This is a genomic window from Sulfitobacter mediterraneus, assembly GCF_003054325.1.
GTDB lineage: Bacteria > Pseudomonadota > Alphaproteobacteria > Rhodobacterales > Rhodobacteraceae > Sulfitobacter > Sulfitobacter mediterraneus.
On record NZ_QBKU01000001.1, the window covers coordinates 398,438 to 412,687 of the forward strand.

At 55.7% G+C, this 14,250-nt stretch carries 11 protein-coding genes and 1 tRNA gene; 1 reads left to right on the forward strand and 11 read right to left on the reverse strand.

All coding sequences use genetic code 11. The features are described from left to right. Window positions 1–151: 151 nt before the first annotated feature. The 5 genes from gltB to C8N31_RS02105 all read right to left on the reverse strand — a co-directional run bounded on the left by gltB (window position 152) and on the right by C8N31_RS02105 (window position 8,502). Window positions 152–4,684: a glutamate synthase large subunit gene (gene gltB, locus C8N31_RS02085; RefSeq protein WP_025047291.1), complete on the reverse strand. Its 4,533-nt coding sequence runs from the start codon at window positions 4,682–4,684 to the stop codon at window positions 152–154. Then, window positions 4,684–5,115: a GFA family protein gene (locus C8N31_RS02090; protein ID WP_025047292.1), complete on the reverse strand. Its 432-nt coding sequence runs from the start codon at window positions 5,113–5,115 to the stop codon at window positions 4,684–4,686. The genes gltB and C8N31_RS02090 overlap by 1 nt, the downstream gene beginning before the upstream one ends. Window positions 5,116–5,117: 2 nt before the next feature. After that, complete coding sequence (locus tag C8N31_RS02095) at window positions 5,118–6,551, reverse strand: NAD(P)-dependent oxidoreductase (RefSeq protein ID WP_025047293.1); 1,434 nt, start codon at window positions 6,549–6,551, stop codon at window positions 5,118–5,120. Between the two features lie 158 nt (window positions 6,552–6,709). Then, window positions 6,710–7,516, reverse strand: a complete 807-nt coding sequence (locus C8N31_RS02100) for an undecaprenyl-diphosphate phosphatase (protein ID WP_025047294.1) — start codon at window positions 7,514–7,516, stop codon at window positions 6,710–6,712. Then, the gene (locus C8N31_RS02105) at window positions 7,516–8,502 is read right to left on the reverse strand and encodes a complex I NDUFA9 subunit family protein (protein ID WP_025047295.1); all 987 of its coding nucleotides are present in this window, start codon (window positions 8,500–8,502) and stop codon (window positions 7,516–7,518) included. Before C8N31_RS02105 ends, C8N31_RS02100 begins: the two co-directional genes overlap by 1 nt. 171 nt (window positions 8,503–8,673) lie before the next feature. On the opposite strand from C8N31_RS02105, the gene C8N31_RS02110 reads away from it, so the two are divergent. Continuing rightward, a tRNA-Leu gene (locus C8N31_RS02110) sits at window positions 8,674–8,759 on the forward strand. A gap of 615 nt (window positions 8,760–9,374) precedes the next feature. Here C8N31_RS02110 and C8N31_RS20510 read toward each other — a convergent pair. Genes C8N31_RS20510 through C8N31_RS02145 form a run of 6 tightly spaced genes read right to left on the reverse strand, consistent with a single transcriptional unit; the run spans window position 9,375 to window position 14,244 of the window. Next, complete coding sequence (locus tag C8N31_RS20510; RefSeq protein ID WP_338063660.1) at window positions 9,375–9,620, reverse strand: nitroreductase family protein; 246 nt, start codon at window positions 9,618–9,620, stop codon at window positions 9,375–9,377. Continuing rightward, window positions 9,598–10,161: a biotin transporter BioY gene (locus tag C8N31_RS02125; protein WP_025047297.1), complete on the reverse strand. Its 564-nt coding sequence runs from the start codon at window positions 10,159–10,161 to the stop codon at window positions 9,598–9,600. The genes C8N31_RS20510 and C8N31_RS02125 overlap by 23 nt, the downstream gene beginning before the upstream one ends. 1 nt (window position 10,162) lies before the next feature. After that, window positions 10,163–10,777 (reverse strand): energy-coupling factor transporter transmembrane component T family protein, encoded by a 615-nt coding sequence (locus C8N31_RS02130; RefSeq protein WP_025047298.1) that lies wholly within the window; start codon window positions 10,775–10,777, stop codon window positions 10,163–10,165. After that, on the reverse strand, window positions 10,752–11,513 hold the full coding sequence (locus C8N31_RS02135; RefSeq protein WP_025047299.1) for an energy-coupling factor ABC transporter ATP-binding protein: 762 nt from the start codon (window positions 11,511–11,513) through the stop codon (window positions 10,752–10,754). Before C8N31_RS02135 ends, C8N31_RS02130 begins: the two co-directional genes overlap by 26 nt. 7 nt (window positions 11,514–11,520) lie before the next feature. Further along, the gene (locus C8N31_RS02140) at window positions 11,521–12,831 is read right to left on the reverse strand and encodes an NAD(P)/FAD-dependent oxidoreductase (RefSeq protein WP_025047300.1); all 1,311 of its coding nucleotides are present in this window, start codon (window positions 12,829–12,831) and stop codon (window positions 11,521–11,523) included. Window positions 12,832–12,834: 3 nt separating this feature from the next. Beyond that, a complete protein-coding gene (locus C8N31_RS02145) occupies window positions 12,835–14,244 on the reverse strand; it encodes a Glu/Leu/Phe/Val family dehydrogenase (RefSeq protein ID WP_025047301.1) in 1,410 nt (469 codons plus the stop codon). Window positions 14,245–14,250 lie beyond the last annotated feature (6 nt).

Genomic DNA, 14,250 nt, shown 5'->3' on the forward strand with positions numbered 1-14,250 from the left:
ACAATCGAGACTCTGCGCTTCAATCCGGTTCGAATTACGTCAAAAGTTTAGTCAAATGTGTCAAAAAATGTTCGAGAAAAGGCGGTTTTTTTGATCACCCCTACGCAAAATTCAAAGACTTCACGTAGGGGTCGTATTTGCCGAAAATCCCTTATTCTGCTGGCATTGCAGCATCTTCATACCCCAGTGGCGCGGGCAGATGAGGCAGCATTTCCTTGGGGCAGACCTGAATGAAATTGTGGCGCTCGGTTTCCCAATGCTGAAGAATTTCTGCGGCTTTTCGGCTTCCTGTCTCTGCAAGATGCTGCTCCAGCAGCTCTTCGAGAATCACTTGCCAATGGTCCACAGACACCGGTCCAACCACGATTGTTTCGCGGTTCATCAGGGCCAGTGCCTGCCCGTCGGGATCATAAAGATAGGCCATACCGCCGGTCATCCCGGCGGCAAAGTTGGCACCAACCTCACCCAGAATAACTGCTACACCGCCTGTCATATACTCACATCCGTTGCTGCCGCAGCCCTCAATGACCACCTTGGCCCCAGAGTTGCGCACACCAAACCGCTCACCCGCACGGCCCGCCGCGAACAGATACCCCGCGGTCGCGCCATAAAGCACGGTATTGCCGATGATCGTATTCTCGGCCGCCACGACCGGGCTGGCCATTGGCGGGCGCACAACGATGGTACCGCCAGACAGACCCTTGCCGACGTAGTCATTGGCATCACCCGACACTTCAAGCTTGAGACCCGGCGCAGCAAAGGCGCCAAGGGACTGCCCGGCCGACCCGGTCAGTTTGACCGTCAGGTGATCACGTTGCAGGGAATTGTTCATCCCAAATTTGCGGACAATGTGGCTTGAGATGCGGGTGCCAACAGTCCGGTGGGTGTTCTGAACCGCATAGCTCAATTGCATCTTCTCGCCATCTTCCAGGAACCGCGCGGCGTCACGCACGATCTGCGCGTCAAGCGTATCCAGAACCGCATTGCGCGGCTTGTCACGGTCATAGACGTTGTTGTGCGCACCATCGACAGTGATCAACAGCGGGTTCAGGTCCAGATCATCCAGATGTGCCGAACCGCGGCTGACCTGAGTGAGCAAGTCCGCCCGACCGATCACATCATCCAGGGATCGCGCACCGATGCTCGCCAAAATCTCGCGCACTTCGCTGGCGTAGAAAGTGATCAGGTTCACGACCTTGTCGGCATTACCGGTGAACTTGTCCCGCAGCGCTTCATCCTGGGTACAAACACCCACTGGGCAGGTGTTGCTCTGACACTGACGCACCATGATACAGCCCATGGCGATCAAAGCGGCGGTGCCGATCCCGTATTCCTCGGCGCCCAGCATCGCGGCCATCACGATGTCACGTCCAGTGCGCAGGCCGCCATCCGTCCGCAGGGTCACACGATCCCGCAGGTTGTTCATGGACAGAACCTGATGCGCCTCCGTAAGGCCCATTTCCCACGGCAACCCCGCATATTTGATTGAGGTCGCAGGAGACGCACCTGTGCCGCCATTGTGGCCCGAGATCAGAATGATGTCCGCCTTGGCCTTGGCAACACCGGCGGCAATTGTACCAACACCGGAGGAAGCGACCAATTTGACCGTCACTTTACAGCGCGGGTTGATCTGTTTGAGATCGTAAATCAGCTGCGCCAGATCTTCGATAGAATAGATGTCGTGGTGCGGCGGTGGCGAGATCAGCGTCACACCTTTGGTCGAATGGCGCAGTCGCGCGATCAGATCTGTCACCTTCATACCGGGCAACTGACCACCCTCACCGGGCTTGGCACCCTGTGCGACCTTGATCTCCAACTCTTCGCATTGGTTCAGATACTCAGCGGTCACGCCAAAGCGACCAGAGGCCACCTGTTTGATCTTGGCACTTGGGTTGTCGCCGTTTGGCTCTGGCACAAAATGCGCCGGATCTTCGCCACCTTCGCCGGAATCGGACTTGGCGCCGATACGGTTCATCGCCACGTTGAGGGTCTTGTGCGCCTCTGGCGACAACGCGCCAAGGCTCATCCCCGGTGTAACAAATCGTTTGCGGATCGAGGTGATGCTTTCCACCTCTTCGAGCCCAATCGGCGTACCGAGAGGTTTGATATCCAGCAGATCGCGCAGGTGGATCGGTGGGTTGCTCTGCATCTTGGCAGAGTACTGCTTCCACATTTCATATGAGGCTCTATTGCAGGCCATTTGCAGCAAGTGCATCGAGGACGCTTCCCATGCGTGGGTCTCGCCGGATTTGCGCGCTTTGTAGAAACCGCCGATGGGCAGAACAACGCCATCGCCTTGCCAGCCTTTGGCGTGAACCGCCTCGGCCTTGCGTTGAATGCCGGTCACACCAATGCCGCTGATACGGCTGGTCATACCGGGGAAGTATTCGGCGCACATGGCACGGGACAGGCCGACCGCTTCGAAGTTGAGACCGCCGCGATAGGAGGAAATCACAGAGATTCCCATCTTAGCCATGATCTTGAGCAGACCCTGATCAATCGCCTCGCGATAGCGGCCAATCGCCTGTGTTAGAGACACATCGAGCAAGCCACGTTCGATCCGGTCGGCGAGTGAATCCTCCGCCAGATATGCGTTGACCACGGTCGCACCACAGCCAATCAGAACCGCGAAATAATGTGGATCAACGCATTCCGCAGACCGCACGTTCAACGAGGTGAAAGTGCGCAAACCCTTGCGGGTCAGATGGCTGTGCACCGCGCTGGTGGCGAGAATCATCGGCATTGCGGCGCGGTTTTCGTCACTGGCCTGATCCGTCAGCACCAGATGCCCGGCGCCCGAACGCACGGCGTCTTCTGCTTCGTCTCTAATACGGGCCAAACCAGCACTCAGATTGCTGCCGCCCGGTTCAAACGTACAATCAATTGTCACCACATCCGCGTTGAAGTGGCTGAACAATTCATCAAATTGCGCATTGCCGACAAACGGGCTGTCCAGCACCAAAATCTCTGTTTGGCTGCTGTCTTCGTCGAGCACGTTCTTGAGGTTGCCAAACCGTGTTTTCAGACTCATCACCCGGAATTCACGCAGGCTGTCGATGGGCGGGTTGGTCACCTGACTAAAGTTCTGGCGGAAGAAGTGGCTGAGCGGACGATACTGTTTCGACAGCACCGCCGATGGCGTGTCATCACCCATCGACGCCAGCGTCTCTTTGCCATCCTCTGCCATCGGCGCGAGGATCTGTTCCAGATCTTCGATGGAATATCCCGCAGCTACCTGACGGCGGCGCAGTTCATTTCCAGAAAATAACGGTGCTTCTGTAACCTTGGACAGGGGCGTGTCCAACTCAACAATTTTGCCGACCCAATCACCAAATGGCTGTGATGCCGCCAGTTGATCTTTGATTTCAGTGTCGTGATAGAGTTTGCCATCTGCCATATCGACAGCGATGATTTGGCCGGGGCCAAGCGCCCCTTTGAAAGACACATTGGCCTCGTCCAGCGGCACCATACCTGCCTCAGAGCCCGCGATCAGCATCCCGTCCGCAGTCACCACATACCGCATCGGCCGCAGCCCGTTCCGGTCAAGACCGGCACACACCCAGCGGCCATCGGTCATCGCCAATGCAGCGGGGCCATCCCACGGCTCCATCACGGAGTTGCAGTAAGAATACATGTCGCGCCACGCCTGCGGCAGTTCAACCGCCTGCTTGGACCAGCTTTCGGGCACCAGCATGGTTTTTGCCATGGGTGCATTCCGGCCCGCACGCACCAATGCCTCAAAGACAGAGTCTAATGCAGCAGAATCCGACGATCCGGCAGGCACAATCGGTTTGATATCTTCGGCCATGTCGCCAAAGGCATTCGATGCCATGCGGATCTCATGCGATTTCATCCAGTTTAGGTTGCCACGCAGTGTGTTGATCTCACCATTGTGCGCCAACATGCGGAAGGGTTGCGCAAGCCACCACTGCGGGAAAGTATTGGTGGAATAACGCTGGTGATAGATCGCAAAGGCGCTCACGAAACGGTCATCTTTGAGGTCCGGATAGAATTCCGCCACCTGCTCGGCCAACATCATGCCTTTGTAGATAATCGACCGGCATGACAGCGACGCAAGATAGAGCGTTGGCACATGCGCCGCGTTCGCTGCTTTTTCAATGCGGCGGCGGATTACATAAAGTTCACGTTCAAAGGTCTCCTCATCGACACCCTTGGCATTAGAAATCAGGATCTGTTCGATCTCCGGACGGGTCGCATTGGCCTTGTCACCCAGAACAGAGACATCGACAGGCACATGGCGCCAGCCATAGATGTAGTACCCCATGCGCAGCACTTCGGTCTCGACGATGGTTCGGCATGTTTCCTGAGCGCCAAAATCGGTACGTGGCAGAAAGACCTGACCAACCGCGATCATCTCGTCCTCGCGGGGTGTGTGGCCGGTACGGCGCACCTGATCATAGAAAAACGGAACCGGGATCTGAACGTGGATGCCCGCGCCATCGCCGGTTTTGCCATCCGCATCCACCGCGCCGCGGTGCCAGATCGCCTTGAGCGCTTTGATCCCGTTCAGCACCACATCACGGGTCTTTTTACCGTCAATGTTCACTACAAGGCCAACACCGCAGGATGAATGCTCTTCCTCAGGGCTATACAGTCCCTGCTCCGCCATCATCGCGCGTTTTGCTTCTTCGCGGGCCACCCATGCATCATCATATTTGGTCATCAGGCTTCTCCTTCTTGCGGCGCAAACAGCGCAATTGTGTCTTGTGTCGATAGTTTCTTGTGGGTTCCGGCAAGGGCATATCCCTGCGGGCAATTGTCGGTGAAAAATTCAAGCTTCATCGGGGCGTCAGCGGCCCCCTTGAACAGCCCGGCAGAGAGGTTTTTGACCCCGTCATGGACCGTTCCGTACCAAAGCGTTGAACCGCATTCGGGGCAAAAGCCGCGTTCAGCCCATTCTGATGACCGAAAGCTCTTGGCGGGGCCCTCCACCGAAATGCTATCCGGATCAGCAGAGATCGACATGAACATGCCCGAGGTATGCTGCCGGCACATATCACAATGGCAGGCCCGCAGGATCGGATTGCTGGCCGTTGCGGTGATCTTGACCGCGCCGCACAGGCATTGCCCTGAAAGGTGTTGAACCTCATCCATGGTTATTCAGCCGCAATCGCGGCAGCGTCGCCAAGCCGGGCAAGAATCGCCTCAGCGCAATCGCGCCCGTCCTTGATCGCCCAAACCACCAAGGATGCGCCGCGTACGATATCACCCACCGCATAAACGCCATCAAGGGCCGTTGCGCCGGTGATATAGTCCGCTTTGACAGTGCCCCAGCGGTTTACCGGCAAATCAGGCTCATTCCAGAGGGTCGGCAGGTCTTCTGGCTCGAACCCAAGGGCGGTAATCACCAGATCGGCCTCCTCGATATAGTCGGCGCCTTCGATCACCTCAGGGGCCTGACGCCCGGTGGCATCAGGTGCGCCGAGACGCATTTTCTGCACCATGACGCCCGTAACGGGATCACCCACAAACCCTTTGGGCGCGGAAAGCCACTCAAAGATCACGCCTTCTTCTTCGGCGTTTGCCACTTCGCGCTGGCTGCCCGGCATGTTTGTCCGGTCACGGCGATAAAGACATTTCACGCTGGTCGCGCCTTGGCGGATCGACGTCCGTACGCAATCCATCGCAGTGTCACCGCCACCGATCACAACCACGCGCTTGCCTTCAGCGTTCAAACGCCCGCTTTCGAATTCTTCAACTGTATCGCCAAAGCTTTTGCGGTTGCTGGCGGTCAGAAAATCAATTGCCCGCTCCACGCCCAGGCCGCCCACACCGGGGGCCTGAATTTCGCGGGTTTTGTATACGCCAGTTGCAATGATCACTGCGTCATGTTTGGCCCGAATATCGGCAAAGCTGATGTCGCGACCCACATCGCAGTTCAGCTCAAATGTGACACCGCCCTCGGCCAGCTGATCATTGCGCCGCATGACCACGTCTTTCTCCAGTTTGAACCCCGGAATGCCGTAGGTCAGCAACCCACCCGCGCGGTCATAGCGATCATAGATCGTCACCTGCACACCCGCCCGGCGCAACACATCTGCCGCTGCAAGGCCGCCGGGCCCCGCGCCAATGATGCCAACGCTTTCGGTACGCTCCGCCTTGGGCGTGATCGGTTGCACCCAACCGTTCTCCCATGCGGTGTCTGTGATATATTTCTCGACCGACCCAATGGTCACGGTGCCGTGGCCGGATTGTTCAATCACACAATTGCCTTCGCACAGACGGTCCTGTGGGCAGATGCGTCCGCAGATCTCGGGGAAGGTATTGGTGGCTTGCGAGACCTCATAGGCCTCTTGCAGACGCCCTTCGGCGGTCAGGCGCAGCCAATCGGGAATGTTGTTGTGTAGCGGACAATGGCTTTGGCAATAGGGCACGCCACATTGGCTACAGCGGCTGGATTGCTCCTTGGCTTTCGCATCCGCATATTCGGCGTAGATCTCTTGAAAATCCGTGCGCCGCAAATCCGGGGGCCGTTTCTCTGGCATATCCCGTTCAACGCTTACAAATTTCAGCATAGGTTGCTTGGCCATGACCGCGCCCTTTCATTCAATCCACCGAAGCTGTGGGATATTACAGGATGAAAGGAAATAAAAGTCAGTATTACTGACCTACATTCAAGTTAATTCTATCTGACCGAGTTGGCGGAACAGTTTTCTGCCTGATTTTAGATCCGATCCGGACCTATGTGTCAACCAAGGGTCAAAAGCCCGGCTACGGCAGCCGTTCCAACAATGATTCGCCACCAACCAAAAAGTGCATATCCATGCTTGCTCACGTACCCGAGCAGCCACCGCACGACCAATACCGCACTGACAAAGGCCATAGCAAAACCTACAGCGATTTCACCCATCGCAGAGGCATCCAAAACATCGCGATTTTTGTAGAGATCATAGGCAAAGGCACCTGCCATCGTCGGCATCGATAGAAAAAACGAAAACTCCGCCGCCGCGCGTTTGCTGCTGCCCATCATCAGCGCCCCAACAATAGTTGCCCCGGATCGAGATACGCCGGGGATCATCGCAAGACATTGGATAAACCCGACCGCGAGGGCCATCGGAATGGGAAAGCGCATCGCGTCATCATGCACAGGCTCCGGCGCGATGCGGTCCACGACCAGCAGGATAAAACCGCCAAGGATCAGCATGATTGCGATCAACATCGGCGTCTCAAACAGAACCGTTTTGATGAAATCATGGGCAAGCACGCCAATGAAAACGGCGGGCAAAAACGCAATCAAAACTGACAGAATGAAACGGCGCGATTGCGGATCATGCGGCGCAGTGGAAAAGACAGACCACAGCCGACCAGCATAGAGCGTCAGAATCGCCAGAACCGCGCCCAGCTGGATCACCACTTCGAATGTTTTGCCCGCGCTCTCAAACCCAAGAAAATGCCCGGCCAGCAGCAAATGCCCCGTTGAGGAGACCGGAATAAACTCCGTCAGCCCCTCAACAAGCCCCAGAAAAGCTGCAACCAGCGTTGTCGAGCTGTCCATCAGCCGCGGCGCAGGTTCTGTGCCGAATCCTTGATTGCGTCATATTGGCCGGAAGGCCGGAACCGCCACAAATAATCTGGCAGGATCGAAACCATCGACACCGGGCCGATCCCCAAGCTGTCGAATCCCTGCGCGTCTTGTGCCACGACATTGTCGTTTTGCAGGTTCTTGACCTGATCGCGGGTCAGAACGCCATTGCTGATCAATCCAAAGGTCATTGCCTGCATCATATCAAACCCAAAGGCCGTCAGACGCGCCATCCAGTTTGGCATGTTCAGGATCAAGCGACGACGCCCGATAACGCCCAACATCCGCTGCATCAATTCGCGGAAGCTTTCGGTATCCGGCCCGCCCAATTCGTAAACGCCAGCCTCTGCCTTTCCGGTCAGGGCCAGCTCTGCGGCATGGGCCACATCATCCACATAGACTGGCTGAAACTTGGCATCCGCATTCACCAGCGGCAGCACAGGGCTAAACCGTGTCATGCCAGCAAAGCGGTTAAAGAACTCATCCTCGGGCCCAAAAACAATGGAAGGACGCAAGATCACAGCACCGGGCATATGCTCAAGCACACCAGCCTCGCCGCCCGCTTTGGTCTGGGCGTATTCGCTGTCTGAATCCGCATCTGCACCAATTGCAGAAATCTGCACCATCCGCGCGATACCTTCATCAGCCGCCAGCCGCGCCACGCGCGTTGCGCCTTCTACCTGCACCGCATCAAACGAGTTCTTGCCGCTTTCGGCCAGAATACCAACGCAGTTTACAACCGCATCCGCACCCACCATTGCAGCCCGGACAGAATTGTCATCGCGGATGTTGCACAGGATCGGCTCTACCTGACCAACCACGCCGTAAGGTTTGACAAACAACGCCTCGTTCGGGCGCCGCACAGCCACACGCACACGCCAGCCCGCTTTGGCCATCCGCCGCGCGATGTAACGCCCGACAAACCCGGAACCGCCATAAATCGTAACCAGCTTGGACATGATAATGCTCCTGTACGTCTATTCTTACACAGTGATGTACCCCCCTGCCTGCCGCCGGACAAGGCAGAAGTGCGCAGGATGGATGCGACCAAATGCGGGAACGGTGATTTTTCTGCTAAAATCCGATTGACACCCCCCCAACATCCCCCTAGATCAGCGCTCACGCAACCTGCCCAGGTGGCGGAATGGTAGACGCGCTAGCTTCAGGTGCTAGTACTGGCAACGGTGTGGAGGTTCGAGTCCTCTCCTGGGCACCAATTAAATCTAAATATTTGTTATTTATCAATATATTAACTAATTGTCTGGCTCTTTAGTCCCCCTTACAGTCCCCCTCAACCAATTTGCACGCGTTGCTTGTTTCCGCCTATCCTGGCATCGACCAAAGCGCACGAAGCAGTTTCAATTTCTCTGCCAAACGTTTGACCAAGCCTGCTAAGACTCAGCGGCCGCTAATTGCTATGGCAGTGCTATCACAGCTTTCAGTGATAAAGTGCCTAGGCCTTCCGGGAGCGTCGCGTTGCGGTTCAGACAGTCGAAAGACGGCTGGAAGTGCCACGAAATTGAATTGTGCCTGTGCTTCAGGGAGGCTTTGGGGCAGGGCGGACGGCCCGTAGAAATAGACGTCGTACATCTGTCTCTTGGGATCAAGGGATCTGTCGAGTTCATACGATGCGCCCATTGGGCAACGCCAGATTTGAAGAGGTGGTTCGACAGGCCAAGAGGTGAGCCCCGAAGAAGGCATAGTTCCTGGCAAATTGCTTGCGCCGTCCCTCTGTATCGCGACGTTGAATCCCAAGAGCTTCGTAAAGTGCATATCCTGCACGCCGCTGTCGTTCTTTTAGATCCTGCGACATCTTTTCGGCAAAGTAAGATTAGTCTTCGCTGATCGGCTCACCGGTCTGCTGGGCAGCCGTCAGACGTGCAATCAGGCCTTCCAGAGCAGTCTCTGTAAGGACGTGGAAATTTCGCGGCTGCAAATTTGCACCGCTGGGAGCACGCCGTGCAGCCAAGCAAATCCTCTCCAACGTTGCCCGTTCAACCCGATCGCTGGTGTAGGCTCGGATTGAACGGCGTTGGGCCAGTATGTCCGCGAAATCAGACAGCATCGGCCGGTTCATAGCGTGACAGAACACTCGCAGGTCGCGCTTTCGCCAATGCGGCCGTCAGCATCCCCGCAATCACAGCCTTGATGATGTCCCCAGGAATGAACGCCGTCACAAGCGCCGTCGCCTCGGTCAGAGATTTCTCAAGCGTAATCGACATCCCAATGATCCCGAAGACATACATGACAATGATACCCCCGATGATGGAGGCTACGCCGCCGACTACAGCGAGAGAAGCGCTGCGCCATTTTTCGACGATAAGACCTGTGAAGAATGCGGCGACGGGCCAGCCGATCAGGAACCCGGCCGATGGGGAGACAAAGAGGCCGAGACCGCCCCGGCCACCCGATAGCAGAGGCAAGCCAATTGCGACGAGCAATAGGAAGAGTAGTGTCGCGAGCGCGCCACGCTTTGATCCAAGAATTGTACCGCAGAGCATGACGCCAAGACTTTGGGCAGTAACAGGAACGCCGAAGGCAAGTGTGACCTTTGGGATCAAGCCCAAGGCTGCAATCAGTGCTGCAAAGAGAGCAATGAGGGCTACGGTTTTTTCCATGTCAGGTATCCTCTTTGGTGTTGAATCCACCGCGAGCACGCAGAGCTTCTGCGACATAATCTGCGTCATCAAGCGCAAGTACGGTGAAAGGTAAGATGATGCGCCAGTTTGGCGCTTTACGTGATCGTGCTTTCCAGGACTGAGACAGTTGCCCGCCTCTTTCGACCAGAACCGGCGTGAGCCGGATTACCAATGCGATGGCGAACTCCAGGACGCGTGAGCTCAGCCCGAACCAGCGTAGTGGCACAGTAACAGCCTTCACGACGTCGATCATGTCAGATAATCGCGTGGTCATCGTGACCAAATTCGCCAGCCCGACCGCTGAGAGCATTCTCAATACTACGGATGCACCGAGAGCAAATTCCCCAGTCCACAAATGCCACAATCCGACGATCAGGACGAAAGGCCACAACAACCTTAATTGCCTGAAGCCTGCAGCAAGGAAATCCCGACCGGGAATAGTATAGAGAGCTATAACAAGCGCAAAGACCAGGACCTGAGCTGGCACATCTTTGATGGCAAAAAGCACAGCAGTCGCGACACAGAGACTAAGAAGCTTGGCGCCAGCTGGCCAGTTATGTGCTCTGGTTCTAATGGGTGAGGTCAGAGATATCATCCAATCCTCCCAACTTCGCCATTTCCATCTCGTACGCCGTCATGACGCTGCGGGCATCGCCAATCGACCTTACCGTCCCTCCCTCAAGCCAAACGATCTGCTCGTAGCCCGAAAGATCGGAAGGGTCATGGGTAATATGCAAAAGCCCACCTTGGTAACGTCTGAGATAACGCGTGAGCTGCGCCTTAGTTGGGATGTCCAGCCCTGTGAAGGGTTCGTCCAAGATGATCAATCTTGGCTTCATAGCTATGATGGCCATCATGCAAACAAGGTGTTTTTGGCCTTGCGATAAAGCGCTGATGTGGGCCTCGGACCAATGCGACTTCCCGAAATCCGAAAGCGTTGCGCTCGTGGTCCTGGCGGCTTCGTTCTTTGAATATCCCTGTTGTCTCAATCCGAAAGCGATCTCTTCTTCAACAGTCGGAAAAATAATTTGATGATCAGGATTCTGGAATAGAATGCCCACTTCATCCAGAGCCGCCTTGCGATCTTTGGCAAGATCAAGTCCGTTAACGTGAAGTTCACCCCTTGTTGGAGAAACGAGACCGGCCAGTAGCCGGGCCAACGTGGATTTACCCGATCCGTTCCTCCCAACGACCCCAATCCGAGAGGCGGTTAGTTCGCAAGAAACTCGATCCAAGATGGTCCTGCCGTCAACATCATAACTGACATCGACTAGGCGAAGCGTGTTCGCAGCCTGGCTATCTTGTTGGTTTGTGACGCGTTGCATCTTCATGCCAACCTCAGTGCAGCTTTAGTCGCGGGCGTACGCGACGCATGGCCATCGACAAGAAAGTACGGACCGTTGCTCGAAAGTGCCCTTGCACGGCTGCTTCATGCTGGTAGTGGAGGTACTTGTAGGCGCGGTGTGCGAGCCAGCCTTTTAGGGTCATTGTCCCAAGCGCGCGTCCCATTAACGATCCAATCGCCGAGCTTGAGCTTAGTGCGACCAAAGATCCGTGATCCGTATATTTGAACTCGGTTAGGGCACGGCCCGAAATCATGCGCTTGATTTGCGCTTCGAGAAATGCGGCTTGTTGCGAAGCGACTTGTGCGCGTGGTGGGAGTGAGCACTCTTGCTCTGGCCAATAACAATCCGCGGCATCACCCATTGCGAAAATCCGGTCTTCGCATGTTGTCTGCAGGGTCGGCCCGACGAGCAGCCTCCCAAGACTGCCGACTTCGAGGTCTACCGCTGAAGCGAGCGCCTTGTTGCTTTGGATGCCAGCGGCCCAAACGATAATCTCGGCGTCTAGTGAATCACCGTTGCCAAGCTTCAGGGTTTTTTCAGATACTTTGGTCACTCGCGTCCCCAAAAGGACATCGACATTGAGTGTCTCTAGTTCGTGTAAGACCTTCTCCGAGATACTTTCCGGCAACGCACCGACAAGGCGTTCAGAACCCTCAATAACCGTAATGCCGACCGAGTCCGGAATGCGCAATTTGTCGATGCCATTCCGCCCCAATTGTTCCGTCGCCTCGCGAAGCTCGGCAGCAAGCTCTACGCCCGTTGCACCTCCACCGACAATGGCAAGGCGAATTGCATCATTGTCGACATCCAACGCACCTGTTTCCATTCTGAGACACAGATTCAATATCGCTGATTGCAGCCGTTTGGCCTCGGTCGGCGTGTCCAAGAACAAGCAGTGTTCTGAAACACCAGACGTGCCAAAATCGTTGGATCGGCTTCCGATCGCGAGCACCAGAATATCGTAGGGAACCGCTCTGGCTGGCGATAGCTCAACGTCTTCGTCGCTCAAGACCGGGTCCAACATCACCCAACGTTCTTGGTAGTCAACGCCCGCAAAACGCCCCAAACGAAACTTGTAACCGTTGCGATTGGAATGTTCGAGGAAGCTGATCTCTTCTTCAGGACCTTTGGTTCCCGCCGCAAACTCATGTAGCGAAGGTTTCCAAATGTGAGACAGGTTCTCATCAACGAGCGTTATGTCAGCCCGTCCTTTTTGACCCAAGGATCGGCTAAGCCGGGTGACAAGGTTCAACCCTCCTGCTCCACCACCGACAACCACAATTCTGGGGATTTGCGTTTCCAACGATCAGATCCCCAATGCTTTGTAGATGCCGGCAATGCGCCGGACCGCAATCATATAGGCAGCAGTTCGAAGGTCTGGAATCGTGTCGTCAGTGTTCCAGAGATTTGACATCTCAGCATAGGCAGAGCGCATCTTGTCATCCAAACCCGAGCGAACCAGATCGATTTCCCTGGCCCCTTGAAGGAATGCGCCCGTGGCATCTTCTGGAAACTGGCTGCCTGTCATGCGCTCGAGCGATTGGGCAAGAACACGATGCCCCATCTCATCGCGCCGCCGCTCCATCAGGCCAAAAGGAATATGAGTGAGGTTTTTGACCCACTCAAAATAGCTGACCGTTACGCCGCCAGCATTTGCAAACAGATCAGGAATAATGACAACGCCAAGCTTGCGGAGGATATCATTGGCTTTGAACGTCATTGGCCCATTTGCCGCTTCGACGATGAGCTTGGTGCGCAAATAAGGAGCATTTTCTTCAGTGATGACCCCTTCCAGCGCCGCGGGAATGAGAATATCGCATTCGTCAGCCAAGGCGTCGGTTGCATCAAGCGAATGAACACCGCCCGTAAATCCTCGAACACCGCCTGTATCAACGATGTGTTGCTTAAGCTTCTCGATGTTCAAACCGTCTGGGTTTCTGACGACACCATCTCGCTCGATGACGGACACGATGCGGCAGCCGTCTTCCTCAGATAAGAACTTGGCTGCGTGGTATCCCACGTTTCCAAGACCTTGCACAACGACTGTCGCACCATCCAGTGTCTTGGGAAGTTGTGTCTTGGCACGATCAATCTCGGTCTCAAAAAGCACTTGGATGGAGTATTGAACGCCTCTGCCTGTGGCTTCGATACGCCCTTCAATACCCCCCGCCGCAAGCGGCTTCCCGGTCACGCAAGCCGACCCATTGATGTCGGTCGGCCTGAGCCGTCGATACTCGTCAGCCATCCACATCATTGTCGTTTCATTCGTCCCAACATCTGGTGCTGGCACGTTGAGACTGGGCGTCAGAAACTCATGGCGGACGAGCTCCTGCGTAAATCTGCGGGTGATGCGTTCAAGCTCCTCGGATGTCCATTCCTGAGGATCGACCTTAAGAGCCCCCTTCGACCCTCCGAAAGGGATATCCATGAGCGCGCATTTGTAAGTCATCAATGCGGCGAGTGCTTCCACCTCATCTAGATTGGCGTAGGACGCGTATCGGATGCCACCCTTTGCCGGACTTGGATGGTTTGAGTGAACAGACCGCCACCCCTCAAAAGTGTGCATCTTACCGCGCAATCTGACACCAAAGCGCGTGATGTAGGTCGAGTTCGCCACACTAATCTTGGTGGCAAGCCCCTCTTCCATCGAGATAAGGTCCGCTGCCTCCTGAAACATGAGGTTTACGTCTTGGAGGAATGTTTTGCTGCCCGACATTGTATT

Bases quoted from the DNA above. Each gene is read 5' to 3' on its own strand.
- gltB (WP_025047291.1), bottom strand. From the start codon at position 4,684: ATGACCAAATATGATGATGCATGGGTGGCCCGCGAAGAAGCAAAACGC.
- C8N31_RS20510 (WP_338063660.1), bottom strand. From the start codon at position 9,620: ATGAACCGGCCGATGCTGTCTGATTTCGCGGACATACTGGCCCAACGC.
- C8N31_RS02100 (WP_025047294.1), bottom strand. From the start codon at position 7,516: ATGGACAGCTCGACAACGCTGGTTGCAGCTTTTCTGGGGCTTGTTGAG.
- C8N31_RS02145 (WP_025047301.1), bottom strand. From the start codon at position 14,244: ATGTCGGGCAGCAAAACATTCCTCCAAGACGTAAACCTCATGTTTCAG.
- C8N31_RS02135 (WP_025047299.1), bottom strand. From the start codon at position 11,513: ATGAAGATGCAACGCGTCACAAACCAACAAGATAGCCAGGCTGCGAAC.
- C8N31_RS02125 (WP_025047297.1), bottom strand. From the start codon at position 10,161: ATGGAAAAAACCGTAGCCCTCATTGCTCTCTTTGCAGCACTGATTGCA.
- C8N31_RS02130 (WP_025047298.1), bottom strand. From the start codon at position 10,777: ATGATATCTCTGACCTCACCCATTAGAACCAGAGCACATAACTGGCCA.
- C8N31_RS02095 (WP_025047293.1), bottom strand. From the start codon at position 6,551: ATGGCCAAGCAACCTATGCTGAAATTTGTAAGCGTTGAACGGGATATG.
- C8N31_RS02090 (WP_025047292.1), bottom strand. From the start codon at position 5,115: ATGGATGAGGTTCAACACCTTTCAGGGCAATGCCTGTGCGGCGCGGTC.
- C8N31_RS02105 (WP_025047295.1), bottom strand. From the start codon at position 8,502: ATGTCCAAGCTGGTTACGATTTATGGCGGTTCCGGGTTTGTCGGGCGT.